Genomic DNA, 17936 nt, shown 5'->3' on the forward strand with positions numbered 1-17936 from the left:
TGCAATAAACTTTTTATGTTGAATTCTGCACCTTTTCAAATATATAATGCCTCTGCTGGCTCTGGAAAAACTTTTACGCTTGTAAAAAAGTACTTAAGCATCCTTCTGAGTACTTCAAACATAGACACTTTCAAGCAAGTTTTGGCTATCACATTTACAAATAAAGCGGTAAATGAAATGAAGGAGCGGGTGCTAAATAATTTATATGAATTCTCTCAGGAGAGTATTCTAACCAAACCTACACCCCTTTTTTCTATTATTAGTGAAGAACTTGCTATTTCTGAAGAAGAATTAAATGCTAGATCCAAGAAAATACTTACAAGAATTCTACACAACTATGCCTTTTTTGATATTGTAACAATTGATAAATTTAACCATAGATTGCTTCGAACTTTTGCATTTGATTTAAAACTCCCCACTAATTTTGAAGTTTCTTTAGACGAAAAAACATTAACCCATGAGGCGGTAGACAATCTAATCTATCAGGCAGGAAACAACAAACTTCTTACCGATGTTTTAATAGATTTTGCATTAGAAAAAACCGATGATGATAAAAGTTGGGATATCTCTAGAGAGTTAAACGAAATTGCCAAGCTACTTTCTAACGAAGAATACATACACCATATTGAAGCCTTAGAAAGCAAAAATTTAGAAGATTTTAAAGCGCTAGGAAAACAACTAAAAGAACTGATTGCTGAGCTGGAAACTGCAATTACAAGTAAAGCAAAAAACGTAATTGAAAAATTACACTCAAATCAGCTTGATGCCTCCTCTTTTAACCGCGGAACTTTATATAATCATTTCATTAAAATAATTGAAAATAATATTGCTAGATTATATGAAAATAAGTTAGAAGAAAATTTAATTAACAATAGCCAACTATACACTAAAACCACCAACGACAGTATTAAGTCTACAATAGATGAGATAAGACCTTTTCTGTTAGAAAATTACTTAGAAATTAAAAATCACTTCGGTCAATTAAACTTTCTAAAAAACTTTTATAAAAATTTAGTTCCATTATCTCTTTTAAATGCTATAAATGCGGAGCTTAATAAAATTAAAGAAGAACGTAACTTATTGTTAATCTCCGAATTCAATAGGCTCATTTCTTCTGCTATTGCCAACCAGCCTGCTCCCTTTATTTATGAGCGCATTGGAGAGAAATACAAGCACTATTTTATAGACGAGTTTCAAGACACCTCTTCTATGCAATGGAAAAACATTCAACCTTTAATTTCTAACGCGCTAGAAGCCGAATTACCAAGCGGAAAAACTGGAAGTTTAATGATTGTTGGAGATGCTAAACAGGCTATTTATAGATGGAGAGGTGGAAAAGCAGAACAATTTATAGATTTGTACAATAAAAAGAATCCATTTCAAGCGGAAATAAATGTTGAAAATCTGCCTAAAAACTTCCGTAGTCATGACAAAATAGTAGAATTCAACAACAACTTTTTTCAGCATATTTCTCAATACTTAAATAACGAAACCTATAGAGAACTGTTTGAAAAATACAGTAAACAAGAAACTAACAACAAAGCTGGAGGTTTTATTAATCTTACTTTTATAAACGAAAAAGAGAATAAAGAAAGTGAGGATAATCTCTATTGTACAGCCACTCAAAATGCCATTTCCTCATCTCTAGAAAAAGGATTTACATACAATGATATGTGTATTATAACTAGATCTAAAGCACAAGGAATTACTATTGCAAACTATCTAGCTGAACAAGAAATTCCAATTATTTCTTCGGAGACTTTACTTCTTAAAAACGATAAAAAAGTAGCTTTTTTAATAGATTTAATTACGTATTTTAATCAACCATTAGACGCTGAAATTCACTTAAAGATATTGCGTTTTTTAGCTGAAAAAAATAAGGTAGAAAACCTACACGAATATTACAGTAAAAAGCTCTCCGATATAAATTCAGTATTCGAAGAAGAGAACTTTAATACCAAATATTTCCTACAACTCCCTTTTTATAACGCAGTAGAATATGCTATTAATGCGTTTGAAATTAGTAATGGCAACGAAGCTTATTTACAATTCTTTTTAGATGAAATAATATCTTTTACACAAAACAACAACGACAGTCTGAGTAACTTTCTAGCCTATTGGGAACAAAAGCAAGATAGTTTAAGCATTGTAGCTCCATCGTCTTCAAATGCTATTCAACTAATGACCATCCATAAATCTAAGGGTCTTGAATTTCCTGTGGTAATTTATCCTTTTGCAAATACTAGTATTTACGACTCTCGGAACTTTAATTTATGGTTTCCAGTTGATAAAAACCTTTTTGGAATAGACTACAGTCTCTTTAATTCTAAAAGCGCTATTGAAAACATAAACGACACAGGAAAACTGTTTGTTAAAGAGTATGAGGAAAAAGAAGAGCTCGATAATTTAAACCTATTATATGTTACATTAACGCGCGCTGTAGAGCAACTTCATATAATTTGCAAAAGAGAAATTAATACAAAAGGAGAGGAAAATGTAAAAACTTTTGCGGGACTCTTCATTAACTTTTTAAAAGCTGAAGGACTTTGGAATGATAACAACACAGAATACACTCTTGGAGATCCAGAAAAACATTCAGAAGTAAAAAAGAAACACTTGAGTACTTCTGAAGATATTCCGTTTATATCCAATGCTTCCTTTGGAAACTCCTTTGAATTAATTACTAAAAGTGGCTCTCTATGGGATACAAAGCAGCAAAGAGCTATAGATAAAGGAAATATTTATCATCATTTATTATCTAAAATATTCTTCAGTCATGATGTAATTCCAACCATTGAAGAGGCTATAGGAAATGGCTTAATTCCTGAGACTGAAAAAGAACAATTTGAAAATTATCTTACAAATTTAACTCAACATCCTATGCTAGAAGCCTACTTTACTTCAGCATATAAAATTTTTAATGAACGTGAAATTATTACTGCCGATGGAGTTTTTCTTCGTCCAGATAGATTTGTTGTTAAAAACAACGAAGTAACTATTATTGATTATAAAACTGGTTCTTTTTCTGAAACTTATAAAAGCCAAATAAAAGGATACGCAAGTGCTATTTCTGAAATTGGTTACGAAGTGAAAGAAAAATTATTGGTTTTCGTAAATGAGAATATTGAAATTATAAAGGTATAGTTCCAATAATCCTATAACTTTGCAAAAAACAGAATACCATGTACGGAAAAATAAAAGAACACTTAGAACAAGAATTAGCCGATATCAAAGAGGCAGGACTTTATAAGAAAGAACGCATTATAACGTCTAAACAAGGAGCAGAAATTACTGTTGATACTGGAGAAACGGTATTAAACTTTTGTGCAAACAATTACCTTGGCTTATCATCACACCCAGAGGTAATTCAGGCAGCAAAAGACACATTAGATTCTCATGGCTTCGGAATGTCTTCGGTACGCTTTATCTGTGGTACACAAGACATCCACAAGGAACTTGAGGGAAAAATAGCCGAATTCTACGGAACTGAAGACACCATTCTTTATGCAGCCGCTTTTGATGCTAATGGAGGTATTTTTGAACCTTTACTAACTGCCGAAGATGCTATTATTTCAGATTCCTTAAATCATGCATCCATAATTGATGGGGTTAGATTATGTAAGGCAAAACGCTACCGTTATCAAAATAGCGATATGGCAGATCTCGAAAAACAATTACAACAAGCAAATGCAGATGGATCACGCTTTAAAATTATTGTAACAGACGGAGTATTTTCTATGGACGGCTTGGTTGCTCCTCTGGATAAAATTTGTGATCTAGCAGACAAATATGATGCCTTAGTAATGATAGACGAATGTCATGCTACAGGCTTTATTGGAGAGACAGGAAGAGGTACTTTGGAAGAAAAAGGAGTGCTAGATAGAATTGATATTATAACAGGAACCCTTGGAAAAGCACTTGGTGGGGCAATGGGTGGTTATACTACCGGAAAGAAAGAAATTATAGAAATTTTACGTCAGCGTTCTCGTCCATATTTATTCTCAAATTCTCTAGCACCGAATATAGTTGGCGCATCAATAAAAGTTTTCGACATGTTGTCAAAAAGTACAGAACTTAGAGATAAACTTGAAGAAAACACAAAATATTTCAAAAAAGGAATGAAAAATGCGGGTTTTGATATCATTGACGGAGATTCAGCAATAGTTCCAGTAATGCTTTATGATGCCAAATTATCGCAGACTATGGCCGATGAGCTTTTAGAAAAAGGAATATATGTTATAGGATTTTTCTACCCTGTTGTACCTAAAGAAAAAGCTCGAATTAGAGTTCAATTATCGGCTGCGCATACCCGAGAACACTTGGATAGAGCCATAAATGCCTTTACCGAAGTTGGGAAGAAATTAGGGGTAGTTTAAACTACATCTCTTTTCATTTTAACTAAAAAATTATATATTTGTTTTTGTTAATAAGTTGTAACAACTTACATTTGTCTTTAAATTAACACTTAAAATTAAATAATTGAACATGAAACATCTTAGCAAATTACTAGTTGCTGCGTTCCTTTTTGTAGGAATTAGCAACATGAATGCTCAAGACCAAAACAATCCATGGCAAATCGCATTTGGGGTAAACGCAGTTGATGCATACCCAACAAATTCTGATAGACCATATGCTTCTGAAGCTTGGTTCGACGAGTATTTCAACGCAAGTGATCACTGGAACATCCTACCTTCTATTTCTTACGTATCTGTTTCTAAGTACGTAGGTAGTGGAATCTCTTTAGGAGTTCGTGGATCACTTAACAAAATTGAAAACCTTGGTGACACTAGTGTAGATGATTTATCTTACTACGGTGTAGATGGTACTATTAAGTACAACTTTACTCAAGGTCATGTATTTGATCCATTCATCGAAATCGGTGGGGGTTATACATGGTTAGACGAAATTGGAGCTGGAACTCTTAACGGAGGTGTTGGTTTCAATGTATGGTTTACTGAAAACCTTGGTCTTACTGTACAAACTGGATACAAGCATGTATTCGAAGATTACAGCACTCCTCACTTCCAACACTTAGCTGGTCTTGCTATCAAATTTGGTGGTACTGACTCTGACGGAGATGGTGTATACGATAAAGACGATGCTTGTCCTGAAGTTCCTGGTTTAAAAGCTTTCAACGGTTGTCCTGATTCTGACGGAGATGGTATCGAAGATTCTAAAGATGCTTGTCCTAACGAAGCTGGTACTGCTGACATGAATGGTTGTCCTGATTCTGACGGAGATGGTGTAGCTGATCCTCAAGATGAGTGTCCTAATACTCCAGGTCTTAAAGAATTAGCTGGATGTCCAGATGCTGACGGTGACGGTGTAGCTGATAAAGATGATCAGTGTCCAGATGTTGCTGGTCCTGCTTCTTCTAACGGTTGTCCAGATAAAGACGGAGACGGTGTACTTGACAAAGATGACAAGTGTCCTGAAACTCCTGGAACTGTAGCTAATGACGGATGTCCTGAATTATCTGCTGAAGTTCAAAAAGCATTAAATAACTATGCTAAAACTATCTTGTTTGATACTGGTAAATCTTCTATCAAACCTCAGTCTGAGCAAGTGTTATCTGATATCATTGCAATTCTTAATGAATATCCAAATGCTAAATTTACTGTAGACGGTCACACAGATAGTACTGGTAGTGATTCTCTTAACCAAAGACTTTCTGAGTCTAGAGCTCTTTCTGTGAAAGAATATTTAACTTCTCATGGAATTGACGGATTCAGATTATCTTCTGCTGGTTACGGTGAAACTAAACCAATCGCTTCTAACTCTACTAGAGATGGTAGAGCTCAAAACAGAAGAGTTGAAATTAACTTAGTTAAGTAATTAACTAAATTAGTTCAAACCATATAATAGAAAACGCTCCGATATTCGGAGCGTTTTTTTATTTATTATACTTTAAATTTTGGTAATTTAGTTGTTGTATTCATCCCGAGGATTCGGGACTCATAAAGCGAGTAAATAACAACCAATGAAATCATTCCTAGCTCAAGTAGCCTCAGAAATATATTCCAAACACAAAGAACAATTACCAAATCTTGCTATTATTCTTCCAAGTAAAAGAGCGGTAACTTTTTTAAAAAATGAACTTTTAAACCTTGTTGAAAAAACTACTATTGCTCCTAAAATTATAAGCATTGAAGAATTTATTCAGGAGTTAGCAAACTTGAAATTGGCATCCAATATTCAATTATCATTTGAGCTATATGAAGTCTATAAAAAAATAACTCCCGAAAACGAACAGGAAGACTTTTACGCGTTTACCTCTTGGTCTCAAACTATCTTACAAGATTTTAATGAGATTGATAGATATTTAATTGATACAGAAACATTCTTTTCTCATTTATTTAATATAAAAGAGCTAGACCAATTCCATTGGACCAATGCTGACGACAAGACCCTTTTACAAAAAAAATATTTAAAATTCTGGGAAAAACTAAACGTCTATTATACTGTATATAACGAACACCTCCAAAAAAAAGGCATTGGATACCAAGGTATGATTTACCGTGAAGCGAATGATAATGTTGAATACTACATTCAAAACAATATAAACTCCACACATTTATTTATTGGTTTTAATGCGTTGAATAATGCTGAAAAAAACATAATTCAGGAGTTTCTCACCAATACAAATGCTGAAGTTTTTTGGGATATTGACCAAAAATTTATGGATAATAAAGACCATGATGCTGGTCTGTTTTTAAGAAACTACAAAGCATCGTGGCCTTATTTTAAGAACAAGGAATTTAAAAATATAAGCAATTATTTTTCAGAAGAAAAAAACATTGAAATTATTGGGGTTCCAAAAAATATAGGGCAAGCAAAATATGTAGGAAAAATTTTAGGAAAATTACAAGGCTCCATAAAAAATACAGCCATTGTTTTAGGAAATGAAAATCTACTAGCTCCTATATTAAATAGCATCCCTTCAGAAATAAATAAAGCAAATATAACAAGTGGATTTCCATTAGATTTATCGCCTTTTGCCTCCTTCTTTGAAACATTATTTGAAATCTGGGAGAAAAATACAGATGGGGTTTGGTACTATCAAGATGTTATAAATATACTTTCGAACCCGATTAGCTATAGCATGACAACAGATACGGCTGAGGAAATCCAACAACTAATTGAAAAAATTAAGAATCAGAACCTCATCTATATCAAACAAAGTGAGTTAGAAACTATAAATAAAACAGATGCTAAATTATTCATAAACAAAAAAGACACAACCATTTCTTCGGTTATTGATAATTGCTTAGCCATTATCCTATCATTAAAAAACACTTATACTTCGGAAGAACAGAAGAATCCTCTTTTTCTAGAATATCTATATCGCTTTTACGAGGTCTTTAATCAGCTTAAAACATTCAATGCTGAATACAATACAATTACAGGAATAAAAGCACTCAAGAAAATTTATAGTGAATTATTAGCAAGTGAAACTATCGATTTTAAAGGAGAAGCTTTAGAAGGCTTACAAATAATGGGAATGCTAGAAAGTAGAAATTTAGATTTTGAAACCGTTATTATAACCTCCGTAAATGAAGGTATTTTACCAACTGGAAAAACTAACAATTCTTTTATTCCTTTCGATTTAAAAACGGTATTTGGTCTCCCTACATACAAAGAAAAGGATGCTATTTATTCCTATCACTTTTACAGATTATTACAACGAGCTAAAAATATTTATTTGGTGTATAATACCGAACCAGATGCTCTTGAAGGAGGTGAAAAAAGCAGACTCTTACAGCAATTAACTATGCTAAAAGAAGAAAAACATGCCATTACTGAAATTGTTGCGAGTCCAACTATAAAAAATAACACTCTTGAATTATCTACAATTACAAAAGACGAAAATGTAATCCATAGACTTAAAGAAATAGCTGCCAAAGGATTTTCACCAACATCGCTAAGTAATTATGTTCGTAACCCATTAGATTTTTACACACAATCTGTTCTTGGAATTAGAGAAACAGAAGAGGTTGAAGAAACTATTGCAGCAAACACATTAGGAACCATAGTACACGACACGCTAGAATCTTTTTACAAACCTTTAGAAGGAAAGTTTATTAGCATTGAGGACCTCAACAAAATGCGGAAAGAACTTAACAAAGAAGTAGCAAATCACTTTTCAAAATCGTATACAGAAACTACCGATTTAAGAGGGAAGAATCTGATTTCTTTTCATGTTGCGAAACGTTATATTCAAAACTTCTTAAATTTTGAAGAAAATAGATTAAAAAGCGGAAAGCAAATCAAAATTCTTCAAATTGAAAGTAATTTAAGAGCTTTGATTCCAATCCAAGCATTAGATTTCCCTGTTTACATTAGAGGTAAAGTAGACCGCGTTGAAGAAGTAGACGGCACTATAAACATTATAGATTATAAAACGGGCAAGGTAGAACAAAAAGATGTTAGCATTACAGATTGGGAGATTCTTACAGAAGATTATAAATACAGTAAAGCGTTTCAGATATTATGTTATGCCTACATGATCCAAAGCGAAACCATTTACAATGAATTTGAAGGAGGAATAATCTCATTTAAAAACATAAAAGGAGGACTTCTAAAATTCAATTTTAAATACGGCTCAAAGCATAATGAGAGACAATATAAAATTGATGCTGAAATTCAATCAAAATACAAAGTAGAACTGGAAAAACTAATCCTTGATATATTTAACAAGGAAACTCCTTTCCAAGAAAAAGAAATAAAGACGCATGCATATTAAAAGAAATATAATTTTAGAAGGAAAACATACCAGACCTATCCTAACCGATGTTTACATAAAAGAAGAGTCTAAAAAAAGCCCCATTGTACTATTTTGCCACGGCTACAAAGGTTTTAAAGATTGGGGATATTGGGATTTGGTTGCTAGAGAATTTGCTTCGAATGGATACTGCTTTATTAAATTCAATTTTTCTCATAACGGAGGAACCATAGAACAACCTATTGATTTCCCTGACCTAGAAGCCTTTGCTCTAAATAATTTTAGTATTGAGCTTGATGATGTAAATTCCGTAATAAATTGGATTACAAATTCAGAAAATGAATTTTCTAAAACTATAGATACTTCTAATATTATTTTAATAGGTCATTCTCGTGGTGGCGGAATTGTTACCATAAAAGCTTCCGAAGATAAAAGAATTACCAAACTAATTACTTGGGCAAGTGTAAGCGATTTTAAGGCACGTTTTGCGGATGAAAAGGCACGTGCTTATTGGAAAAGCCAAGGGGTAATCCATGTAGAAAATAGCAGAACAAAACAGCAATTACCCCATTATTATCAATTTTACGAAGATTTTATTGAAAATGAAGAACGCTTCACTATAAAAACTTCAGCAGAAAAAATTGAAATCCCTTTTCTAATTATCCATGGAACAAACGACCCAACTGTCGATTTAAAAGAAGCAAAAGCATTGCATACATGGAATCCAAATAGCAAATTACTTGTTATTGAAGAAGCAGACCATGTTTTTGGTGGCAAACATCCTTGGGAAGAAAAAAAGCTTCCACAACACATGAAACAAGTTGTAGAAGCTTCTCTTAAATTTATTAAAAACTAAATTGCGCTACTCTGAAAAGAAAGAGATTTGTATCTGACTTAAAATCTGTTTGCTGCAATTTATAGTAAAAAAATTTATTTTTTATCTGGACGCGTTGGTCTTACCTCTATTTTACTAGGCAATGTTCTTGGATTCATTTTTAATAAATCAAGCACAAGCTGCCCAATATCTTCTGGCTGAATTTTCCATGCATCGTCTTTAGAAGGCGTATGATCGTTAAAATGAGAAGCCACAGAACCAGGCATTATGGTAGATACTTTAATATCATATTGACGTAAGTCTAACATTGCAGCTTGCGTAAAACCAACAACTCCAAACTTTGTAGCATTATATCCTGCCGCTGTTGGAAAGAAATTAGTTCCTGCCAAACTTGCTAGCGTTATATAATATCCTTTAGACTGTTTTAAAGCAGCCACAGACGCTTTTAACGTATGGTAGACTCCATTCAAATTTGTATCAATCATCTGGTGCCACTTATCATCTTCAAGCTCATCAATCGGAGCAAAATGTCCAACTCCAGCATTTGCTAATACCACATCTACTTGCCCCCACTTTTCTTCTATGCTTTTAATTGCATCCTTTTCATCTTGGAGTTTTGTTACATCAGAAGAGAGTCCGAGAACCAAATCTGCATCGTTACTCAAACTTTTTGCAGCTTTTTGAGCGTCTTCTAATTTACGTCCGCTAATTGCAACTTTCATTCCCGCCTCAAGCAAGCTCTCGGCTACTCCATATCCTATTCCTTTTGTACCGCCAGTTATATAGGCTACTTTTCCTTTTAAGTCCATTTATTTTAATTTTTACATAAAGATAAAAGCTTGCTTAGAGACTAAAAAACCAGTAGCGTTATTGTTTTCTTAAAAGGTGTTTATCCCTTCAAAAATTCTATATACCTTTTATGGCATGCCCCTTCGGGTCGGGCTTTCGCTACTCGCTTCCAAATATTTATTTGGAGAGCTCAAACAGACCGCTCAATCCCTCATGCTATTTTAAATTAGAAATTGCTCGATACTCGTTGTCTTTTGCATTAACCGTGCTTAAAAAATCGAGCATTTCATTGGTTAGCAACAGCTGATTTTGTTTTTCCCAAAAATCGGGGTTATAAGGATACTTCAGCCTAAAAATATCTTTTTTAACCGAGACATTTTTTTGAGTATTTAATTCTTTAAAATTATCGTGGGTAGTAATAATATAGGTACAGTTATAAATATCTTTTTTTGCCGTTTTAATATTAACTACCGCTACTAAAACTTCAACTTTAGCATTTTTTAAAAAATACTTTCGGTTAGTAGCTTTTTCATAAAAGGCATTAACTTCCATATGGGTAGTTCTGTATTTATAGGGACCAGATTTTTCATAATCAACAGAATCTCTTCGAATAACTAAATGGTTTTCGAGAATTGCTTTGTTATTAGAATTAATTTTTAAATAGCCACTATTATTACTATGTATAGCATTTACAATAGAATCTTTTACGGTAAATTCCACCATATCAACTGTGTCATTTATTGCTCCAGATTTAACATCGTATTTATCATTTTCTAAGGGAGCATGTAAAATAAACCAGTTTAGAATCTTTGTAAAATCTCCCAACATAAACTCTACATTTTCTTCTTTCAAACCTGCTTTTCGCATATTTAAAAGCTCCACTTCATAGTTTTTTCTTGGCATTGGATGCTTTTGGGTAGCAAAAAGCTGCTTTCGTTTTAATTTACCTGTAAGGTCTTGCAATTTTAGAACCGTATCATTTTTCTTTAAAAAAGCACGTAATGTAAAACGCTCCTCATACGGAAAAAAGGGATAGTTATTCTCTATACTTTTAGCAAGCTGACTGTAAATATCATTCTTACCAGTTAGCACTACCGCATCTAAAACCACAGTTTCTTCAGCCAGAAATATTATTTTTTTATTTTGAAGCTCATTAAAAGTAGTTCTAATAGGTTTATATCCGAGGTATTTTATAAAAACAGAATCTCCACTAGACGTAAACATAAAAGAACCATCGGCATTGGAAGTAGTATAATTATAATGATTATACACATCTGCAAACTCAATTGGTGCTTTTGTAGTACTATCTAAAAGCACCGCTTGTAGTTGATTTTGACTGTATGTTATTTGTGTACAAAGTATAAGGAAGAATAAAAATCGCATCCATTCTTAGTTTAGCATCACTAAAAATAACGAATTATATCTACGCTTAAAAAAATTATTTTTGCAACCCCATTAGTCGCGATACATATTTCCCTATAACATCAAATTCTAGGTTTACTTCGTCCCCTATTTTGTAGTTTTTAAAACGGGTATGCTCAAAAGTATATGGAATAATAGCAACGCTAAACTCATCTTTTTTAGAATCTACCACTGTTAAACTAGTTCCATCTATAGTAATAGAGCCTTTTTCTATAGTTACATTATTTTTAGAAGCATCATAAACAAAGGTAAATCGCCAACTTCCGTTTTCTTCAACAATTTTATCGCAAATTCCTGTTTGATCTACATGCCCCTGTACAATGTGCCCATCTAGGCGGGTTCCCATTTTCATGGCGCGTTCTAAATTTACTACATCTCCTGTAGTAAGTTTCCTTAAAGCGGTTTTATCTAGGGTCTCTTTAATTGCCGTTACCGTATACTCATCCCCATTAATAGCAACTACAGTAAGGCATACACCATTATGCGCAACACTTTGGTCGATCTTCAATTCGTTGGTTATCGAACTTTTTATTGTAATATGTAAATTATCAGCTTCTTTTACAATATTCGTTACCAATGCTAACTCTTCTATAATTCCCGTAAACATTTCTATATTTATTAATTAAATTTGCATGTATTCACTTTTAGTCGGATACCAATAAACAAACCTACTAAAGATAACAACAATCCGCAATAGGTCTTTTTATAAACTGAATTGTTACAAGCGCAAAGCAAACAATAGGAAGCCCTCTTAGAGGGATTTTACATAATCAAGGCAATTGCCTCTAAAAAAAAGAGATAAAAAAGCATCGATTTTTAAAAGATAGCAGCTCCTTGCATAATTAATATAAGGTCTAAAAAACTAAATGTTTAATATCAATATATTCGCATGAAAACAGATAACAGCATAAGAGTGGGAATTTCCATTGGAGATTTAAATGGTATAGGTTGCGAGGTAATTCTTAAAACCTTCGAAGATAGCAGAATGTTGGAGTTTTGTACGCCTGTAATATTTGGATCCACCAAGGTTATAAACTATCAACGCAAAATGCTAAAAATGGAACTTGCTTATAATGGTGTGGATGCTGCAAATAAAGCTGTTGATGGAAAACTAAATGTGGTAAATGTATGGAAGGAAACTCCAAATATAGAACCAGGAAAGGAGACTGAAGAAGGCGGAAAATATGCTTTTTTATCATTAAAAGCAGCTGTTACCGCTTTAAAAAATGATGAAATTGATGTATTAGTTACTGCCCCAATTAATAAGCATAATATCCAATCGGAAGAATTTAATTTCCCTGGCCATACAGATTATTTAGCCAAAGAACTGGAAGGAGAAGCATTAATGTTTATGGTTACAAACGATTTAAAAGTTGGTTTATTAACCGACCATGTGCCCGTAAAAGACGTCAGTAAAAAAATAACAGCCAAATTAGTAGAAACTAAAGTCAATAAAATTTACAACTCTTTAATAGAAGATTTTAGGGTTAGGAAACCAAAAATTGCTGTATTGGGCATTAATCCACATACAGGAGATAATGGGGTTATAGGAAAAGAAGATGACGAAGTACTCCGTCCAATTATTACTAAAATAAACGATTCTGGAAAACTAGTGTATGGTCCCTATGCTGCCGATAGTTTTTTCGGTTCTGGAGCACATCATAATTTCGATGCTATTTTAGCATCTTATCACGACCAAGGTTTGATTCCTTTTAAAACACTTTCCTTCGGAAAAGGAGTAAATTATACGGCAGGGCTATCTAAAGTACGTACCTCTCCAGACCACGGAACGGCTTTTGAAATTGCCGGAAAGGGAGAAGCTAATCATAAATCATTTGAAGAAGCAGTATTTACTGCCCTTCAAATTTTCAAGAATAGAGAAGAATATAAAGAGCTGACAGAAAATCAGCTAAAAAAATTAAGCAAGAAAACACCTGAAAGAAACTAAACTAAGTCCAATCGTTCTTTTTAAGCTTGGATTTCCTTTAAAAGACGAATTCAATCTTAAATATATATTCTTTGCAGGTACTTATAGATCTATTACATTTTTGTAGACATCTCTTTAAAACACTAGTGTTTTCTAGTGTTCTCAAAGTGAATTAACTACAAGGATGCGGGAAATGATAGTTATAAACAAAAAAAAGTTAATAACATTATTATCATAAATAAAAATTTATATCTTTGCACCCGCCTTATACTTGAGGTATAGGCAATTAAAACTGATGTTTAAAATGAAGAAGTTCAAGGAGTTTGACATCCAATTTGTAGGATTAAAACAAGGAAAACACCAGTTCGACTTTGAAATAAAGCAAAAGTTCTTTGATGCTTTTGAGTTTGAAGAGTTTAACGATGCCAATGTGCATGTTGATCTTACTTTGGATAAAAAAAGCACTATGTTGGAGTTAACCTTTGAATGTGAAGGATTTGTAAATGTTTATTGCGATTTATCCAATGAGCCTTACGATCAAGAAATCAAAAGTAAACTTCATCTATTAGTTAAGTTTGGTGATGAGTATAACGATGAGAACGAAGAAGTTCTAATTATACCACATAGCGAATATCAAATAAATGTAGCACAATATATTTATGAGATGATCGTACTTTCGGTTCCTAACAAAAGGATTCATCCGGGAGTAAAAGATGGAACTTTATCGACAGAAATTTTAGAGAAACTGGAAGCGTTTCAACCAAAAGAAGAAAAGGAAAATAAAGACGGAGAAACAGATCCTCGATGGGATCAATTGAAAAAACTATTAACGGATAAATAAGATTTAAAATGGCACATCCTAAAAGAAGACAGTCTAGCACAAGAAGAGATAAAAGAAGAACGCATTACAAAGCTACGACTCCTCAAATCGCTACAGACCCAACAACGGGTGAAGCGCATGTGTATCACAGAGCTCACTGGCATGAAGGTAAACTTTATTACAGAGGACAAGTTCTTATCGATAACACAACTGAAGAAGTAGCGTAATGCTAAAAAATTTAGTTAAAAGTTAAAACTCTCACATGAAGTGAGAGTTTTTTTATTCAAAATTTTTCTATAAGTCAAAAACACCCTATTTTGCACCGCTATTCGAAGGAAAATTAGTAAATTCGATTAATTTCCGTCGAATTTTGCCGTTTTTGACAAAAAACTAAGCGAATTATGAATAGACTTAAGGCAGCTATTACAGCTGTAGGAGCATATGTGCCCGAATATGTATTAACCAACCAAATATTGGAAACTATGGTTGATACAAATGATGAATGGATAACTTCTAGAACTGGAATTAAGCAGAGGCATATATTAAAAGAAGAAGGAAAGGGTACTTCGTACCTTGCAATTAAAGCAGCAGAAGACCTCCTTCAAAAAAGTGGTGCCAATCCAGAAGAGATTGACATGGTTATTGTCGGAACGGCAACCCCAGACCAACCCGTAGCAGCAACCGCTGCTTATGTAGCTTCTCAAATAGGAGCTGTAAATGCATTTTCCTACGATTTACAAGCAGCATGTTCCAGCTTTTTATTCGGAATGTCTACCGCTGCTAGTTATATAGAATCTGGACGTTACAAGAAAGTATTACTTATAGGAGCCGATAAAATGTCTTCTATATTAGATTATACCGATAGAACTACCTGTATAATCTTTGGAGATGGAGCTGGAGCCGCTCTTTTTGAACCTAATGAAGAAGGATTAGGATTACAAGATGAGTATTTAAGAAGTGATGGAATTGGAAGAGACTTTCTGAAAATTGAAGCAGGAGGTTCTATTTTACCAGCTTCCGAAGAAACTGTGAAAAATAAACAACATTTTGTATATCAAGATGGTAAAACTGTATTTAAATTTGCTGTTTCAAATATGGCAGATGTTACAGAAAAAATAATGACACGTAATAATCTTACTAAAGAGGACGTTCAATGGCTAGTACCGCATCAAGCTAATAAACGCATTATAGATGCTACTGCTAATCGTGCAGAATTAGATCCATCTAAAGTAATGGTTAATATTCAGAAATACGGTAATACAACTTCGGCAACACTGCCTTTGTTACTTAACGATTATGAAAAGCAACTCAAAAAAGGCGACAATTTAATATTTGCTGCTTTTGGAGGTGGATTTACCTGGGGTTCCATTTATTTAAAATGGGCATATAACGCAAAACAATAGAACTCAAAACTAACAAAACTAAATCATGGATTTAAAAGAGATTCAAAATTTGATCAAATTCGTGGCAAAATCTGGTGCAAGCGAAGTAAAGCTTGAAATGGAGGATGTAAAGATTACTATTAAAACAGGGTCTGAAGACAAAAATGGTGAAACTACTACTTTTGTTCAACAAATCCCTATGAATCAACCAATGCCTCAACAAGGCATTGCTCCTCAACCAGTTGCTGCTCCTGCAGAAACCGAAGCTTCTTCACCAGCTGCTAAAGAAGACGACAGTAAATACATTACAATTAAATCGCCAATTATTGGTACATTCTACAGAAGACCTTCTCCAGACAAGCCTAATTTTGCTGAAGTTGGAGATACTATCGCTAAAGGTGATGTACTTTGTATTATTGAAGCGATGAAACTTTTCAATGAAATTGAATCAGAAGTTTCTGGTAAAATTGTAAAAGTATTGGCTGATGAATCTTCTCCTGTTGAATTCGATCAGCCATTATTTTTGGTAGACCCATCATAAGAAATTTGAAAGGATGAATTACTAATGATGAATTTAGAAATCATCATTTAAAAGGATTTAAAATTTAGAATTTAAAATTTCAGAGATGTTTAAAAAAATATTGATCGCAAATAGAGGAGAAATAGCACTTCGTGTTATTAGAACCTGCAAAGAGATGGGCATCAAAACAGTGGCTGTATACTCAAAAGCAGACGAAGAAAGTTTGCATGTACGTTTTGCCGACGAAGCTGTTTGCATTGGTCCAGCACCAAGCAAGGATTCTTATCTTAAAATATCAAGCATTATTGCTGCTGCAGAAATTACAAATGCAGATGCTATCCACCCAGGGTATGGGTTTCTTTCTGAAAATGCTAATTTTTCAAGAATTTGTAAGGAACATGGTATCAAATTTATTGGTGCAGGTCCAGAAATGATTGAAAAAATGGGAGATAAAGCGAGTGCTAAATCTACCATGAAAGCTGCAAAAGTACCTACCGTTCCTGGTTCTGATGGTCTTTTAGAATCTTTAGACCAAACCAAAAAGCTAGCTAAAGAAATGGGATATCCTGTTATGCTAAAAGCTACTGCCGGAGGTGGAGGAAAAGGAATGCGTGCCGTTTGGAAAGAAGAAGATTTACAAAAAGCATACGAAAGTGCTAAACAAGAAGCTGCAGCTTCTTTTGGTAACGATGGTATGTATATGGAAAAACTTATCGAAGAACCTCGACATATAGAAATCCAGGTAGTAGGAGATCAATTCGGAAAAGCATGCCATCTTTCAGAAAGAGATTGCTCGGTACAAAGACGTCATCAAAAACTTACCGAAGAAACTCCTTCTCCATTTATGACCGATGAACTTCGAGATAAAATGGGAAAAGCCGCTGTAAAAGCAGCCGAGTTTATTAAATATGAAGGAGCTGGTACTGTTGAGTTTCTAGTTGATAAGCACCGTAATTTCTATTTTATGGAAATGAATACGCGGATTCAAGTAGAACACCCAATTACAGAACAGGTAATTGATTACGACTTAATCCGTGAACAAATTTTAGTTGCCGCTGGGGTGCCAATTTCTGGTAAAAACTACACTCCAAAACTACACTCTATTGAATGTAGAATTAACGCGGAAGACCCGTATAACGACTTTAGACCTTCTCCAGGAAAAATTACAACTTTACATGCCCCTGGAGGACACGGAGTACGTTTAGACACCCATGTGTATAGCGGCTATATTATCCCTCCAAACTATGACTCTATGATTGCTAAGTTGATTACAACTGCGCAAACAAGAGAAGAAGCTATCAATAAAATGAAGCGTGCTTTGGACGAGTTTGTAATTGAAGGTGTAAAAACTACGATTCCATTTCATAGACAGTTAATGGACGAACCAGATTATATTTCTGGTAACTACACAACTAAGTTTATGGAGACTTTTAAAATGAACCCTCCAGTAGAAGAATAAATCTTCTAGTGTTTTTAAAATATAAACCCGTATCATTTTATACATTTGATACGGGTTTTT

General features: G+C 33.6%; 14 protein-coding genes. 11 read left to right on the plus strand and 3 right to left on the minus strand.

Annotated elements, in window-relative coordinates:
- Positions 1–15: 15 nt before the first annotated feature.
- The 5 genes from AC13CQ_RS06085 (at position 16) to AC13CQ_RS06105 (ending at position 9578) form a co-directional block, all read left to right on the plus strand.
- The gene (locus AC13CQ_RS06085) at positions 16–3144 is read left to right on the plus strand and encodes a UvrD-helicase domain-containing protein (protein WP_474506868.1); all 3129 of its coding nucleotides are present in this window, start codon (positions 16–18) and stop codon (positions 3142–3144) included.
- Between the two features lie 38 nt (positions 3145–3182).
- The gene (gene kbl, locus AC13CQ_RS06090; RefSeq protein ID WP_008611274.1) at positions 3183–4376 is read left to right on the plus strand and encodes a glycine C-acetyltransferase; all 1194 of its coding nucleotides are present in this window, start codon (positions 3183–3185) and stop codon (positions 4374–4376) included.
- A gap of 109 nt (positions 4377–4485) precedes the next feature.
- Positions 4486–5835 carry an OmpA family protein gene (locus AC13CQ_RS06095; protein WP_008611275.1) on the plus strand — a complete coding sequence of 450 codons (1350 nt, stop codon included), beginning with the start codon at positions 4486–4488 and terminating at the stop codon, positions 5833–5835.
- 145 nt (positions 5836–5980) lie between these two features.
- On the plus strand, positions 5981–8743 hold the full coding sequence (locus AC13CQ_RS06100) for a PD-(D/E)XK nuclease family protein (RefSeq protein WP_474506867.1): 2763 nt from the start codon (positions 5981–5983) through the stop codon (positions 8741–8743).
- Positions 8733–9578, plus strand: coding sequence for an alpha/beta hydrolase family protein (locus AC13CQ_RS06105; RefSeq protein ID WP_474506866.1), 846 nt, complete (start codon positions 8733–8735; stop codon positions 9576–9578). The genes AC13CQ_RS06100 and AC13CQ_RS06105 overlap by 11 nt, the downstream gene beginning before the upstream one ends.
- A 74-nt stretch (positions 9579–9652) precedes the next feature.
- Here AC13CQ_RS06105 and AC13CQ_RS06110 read toward each other — a convergent pair whose 3' ends face one another.
- From AC13CQ_RS06110 to AC13CQ_RS06120, 3 genes are all read right to left on the minus strand, one after another.
- The gene (locus AC13CQ_RS06110; protein WP_008611279.1) at positions 9653–10366 is read right to left on the minus strand and encodes an SDR family oxidoreductase; all 714 of its coding nucleotides are present in this window, start codon (positions 10364–10366) and stop codon (positions 9653–9655) included.
- A 196-nt stretch (positions 10367–10562) separates the two neighbouring features.
- Positions 10563–11729, minus strand: coding sequence for a hypothetical protein (locus AC13CQ_RS06115; RefSeq protein ID WP_474506865.1), 1167 nt, complete (start codon positions 11727–11729; stop codon positions 10563–10565).
- Positions 11730–11784: 55 nt separating this feature from the next.
- On the minus strand, positions 11785–12375 hold the full coding sequence (locus AC13CQ_RS06120; RefSeq protein WP_474506864.1) for a riboflavin synthase: 591 nt from the start codon (positions 12373–12375) through the stop codon (positions 11785–11787).
- Positions 12376–12657: 282 nt separating this feature from the next.
- On the opposite strand from AC13CQ_RS06120, the gene pdxA reads away from it, so the two are divergent.
- The 6 genes from pdxA to accC all read left to right on the plus strand — a co-directional run bounded on the left by pdxA (position 12658) and on the right by accC (position 17876).
- Positions 12658–13716 carry a 4-hydroxythreonine-4-phosphate dehydrogenase PdxA gene (gene pdxA, locus AC13CQ_RS06125; RefSeq protein ID WP_008611282.1) on the plus strand — a complete coding sequence of 353 codons (1059 nt, stop codon included), beginning with the start codon at positions 12658–12660 and terminating at the stop codon, positions 13714–13716.
- 283 nt (positions 13717–13999) lie between these two features.
- A complete protein-coding gene (locus AC13CQ_RS06130) occupies positions 14000–14536 on the plus strand; it encodes a YceD family protein (protein WP_008611283.1) in 537 nt (178 codons plus the stop codon).
- 8 nt (positions 14537–14544) lie between these two features.
- Positions 14545–14742, plus strand: coding sequence for a 50S ribosomal protein L32 (gene rpmF, locus AC13CQ_RS06135; protein ID WP_008611284.1), 198 nt, complete (start codon positions 14545–14547; stop codon positions 14740–14742).
- A 174-nt stretch (positions 14743–14916) separates the two neighbouring features.
- Positions 14917–15918, plus strand: a complete 1002-nt coding sequence (locus AC13CQ_RS06140; RefSeq protein WP_008611285.1) for a beta-ketoacyl-ACP synthase III — start codon at positions 14917–14919, stop codon at positions 15916–15918.
- 25 nt (positions 15919–15943) lie between these two features.
- On the plus strand, positions 15944–16438 hold the full coding sequence (gene accB / locus AC13CQ_RS06145; RefSeq protein ID WP_335587095.1) for an acetyl-CoA carboxylase biotin carboxyl carrier protein: 495 nt from the start codon (positions 15944–15946) through the stop codon (positions 16436–16438).
- Positions 16439–16523: 85 nt separating this feature from the next.
- Complete coding sequence (gene accC, locus AC13CQ_RS06150) at positions 16524–17876, plus strand: acetyl-CoA carboxylase biotin carboxylase subunit (RefSeq protein WP_008611287.1); 1353 nt, start codon at positions 16524–16526, stop codon at positions 17874–17876.
- Positions 17877–17936: the final 60 nt, after the last annotated feature.

The sequence above is a fragment of the Galbibacter sp. L-19 genome, assembly GCF_056857615.1.

Excerpts from the sequence above, each read along its gene's own strand:
- AC13CQ_RS06110 (WP_008611279.1), bottom strand. The coding sequence starts at position 10,366 with ATGGACTTAAAAGGAAAAGTAGCCTATATAACTGGCGGTACAAAAGGA.
- rpmF (WP_008611284.1), top strand. The coding sequence starts at position 14,545 with ATGGCACATCCTAAAAGAAGACAGTCTAGCACAAGAAGAGATAAAAGA.
- accC (WP_008611287.1), top strand. The coding sequence starts at position 16,524 with ATGTTTAAAAAAATATTGATCGCAAATAGAGGAGAAATAGCACTTCGT.
- AC13CQ_RS06130 (WP_008611283.1), top strand. The coding sequence starts at position 14,000 with ATGAAGAAGTTCAAGGAGTTTGACATCCAATTTGTAGGATTAAAACAA.
- AC13CQ_RS06085 (WP_474506868.1), top strand. The coding sequence starts at position 16 with ATGTTGAATTCTGCACCTTTTCAAATATATAATGCCTCTGCTGGCTCT.
- AC13CQ_RS06120 (WP_474506864.1), bottom strand. The coding sequence starts at position 12,375 with ATGTTTACGGGAATTATAGAAGAGTTAGCATTGGTAACGAATATTGTA.
- AC13CQ_RS06095 (WP_008611275.1), top strand. The coding sequence starts at position 4,486 with ATGAAACATCTTAGCAAATTACTAGTTGCTGCGTTCCTTTTTGTAGGA.
- accB (WP_335587095.1), top strand. The coding sequence starts at position 15,944 with ATGGATTTAAAAGAGATTCAAAATTTGATCAAATTCGTGGCAAAATCT.
- AC13CQ_RS06140 (WP_008611285.1), top strand. The coding sequence starts at position 14,917 with ATGAATAGACTTAAGGCAGCTATTACAGCTGTAGGAGCATATGTGCCC.
- pdxA (WP_008611282.1), top strand. The coding sequence starts at position 12,658 with ATGAAAACAGATAACAGCATAAGAGTGGGAATTTCCATTGGAGATTTA.
- AC13CQ_RS06100 (WP_474506867.1), top strand. The coding sequence starts at position 5,981 with ATGAAATCATTCCTAGCTCAAGTAGCCTCAGAAATATATTCCAAACAC.
- kbl (WP_008611274.1), top strand. The coding sequence starts at position 3,183 with ATGTACGGAAAAATAAAAGAACACTTAGAACAAGAATTAGCCGATATC.
- AC13CQ_RS06115 (WP_474506865.1), bottom strand. The coding sequence starts at position 11,729 with ATGCGATTTTTATTCTTCCTTATACTTTGTACACAAATAACATACAGT.
- AC13CQ_RS06105 (WP_474506866.1), top strand. The coding sequence starts at position 8,733 with ATGCATATTAAAAGAAATATAATTTTAGAAGGAAAACATACCAGACCT.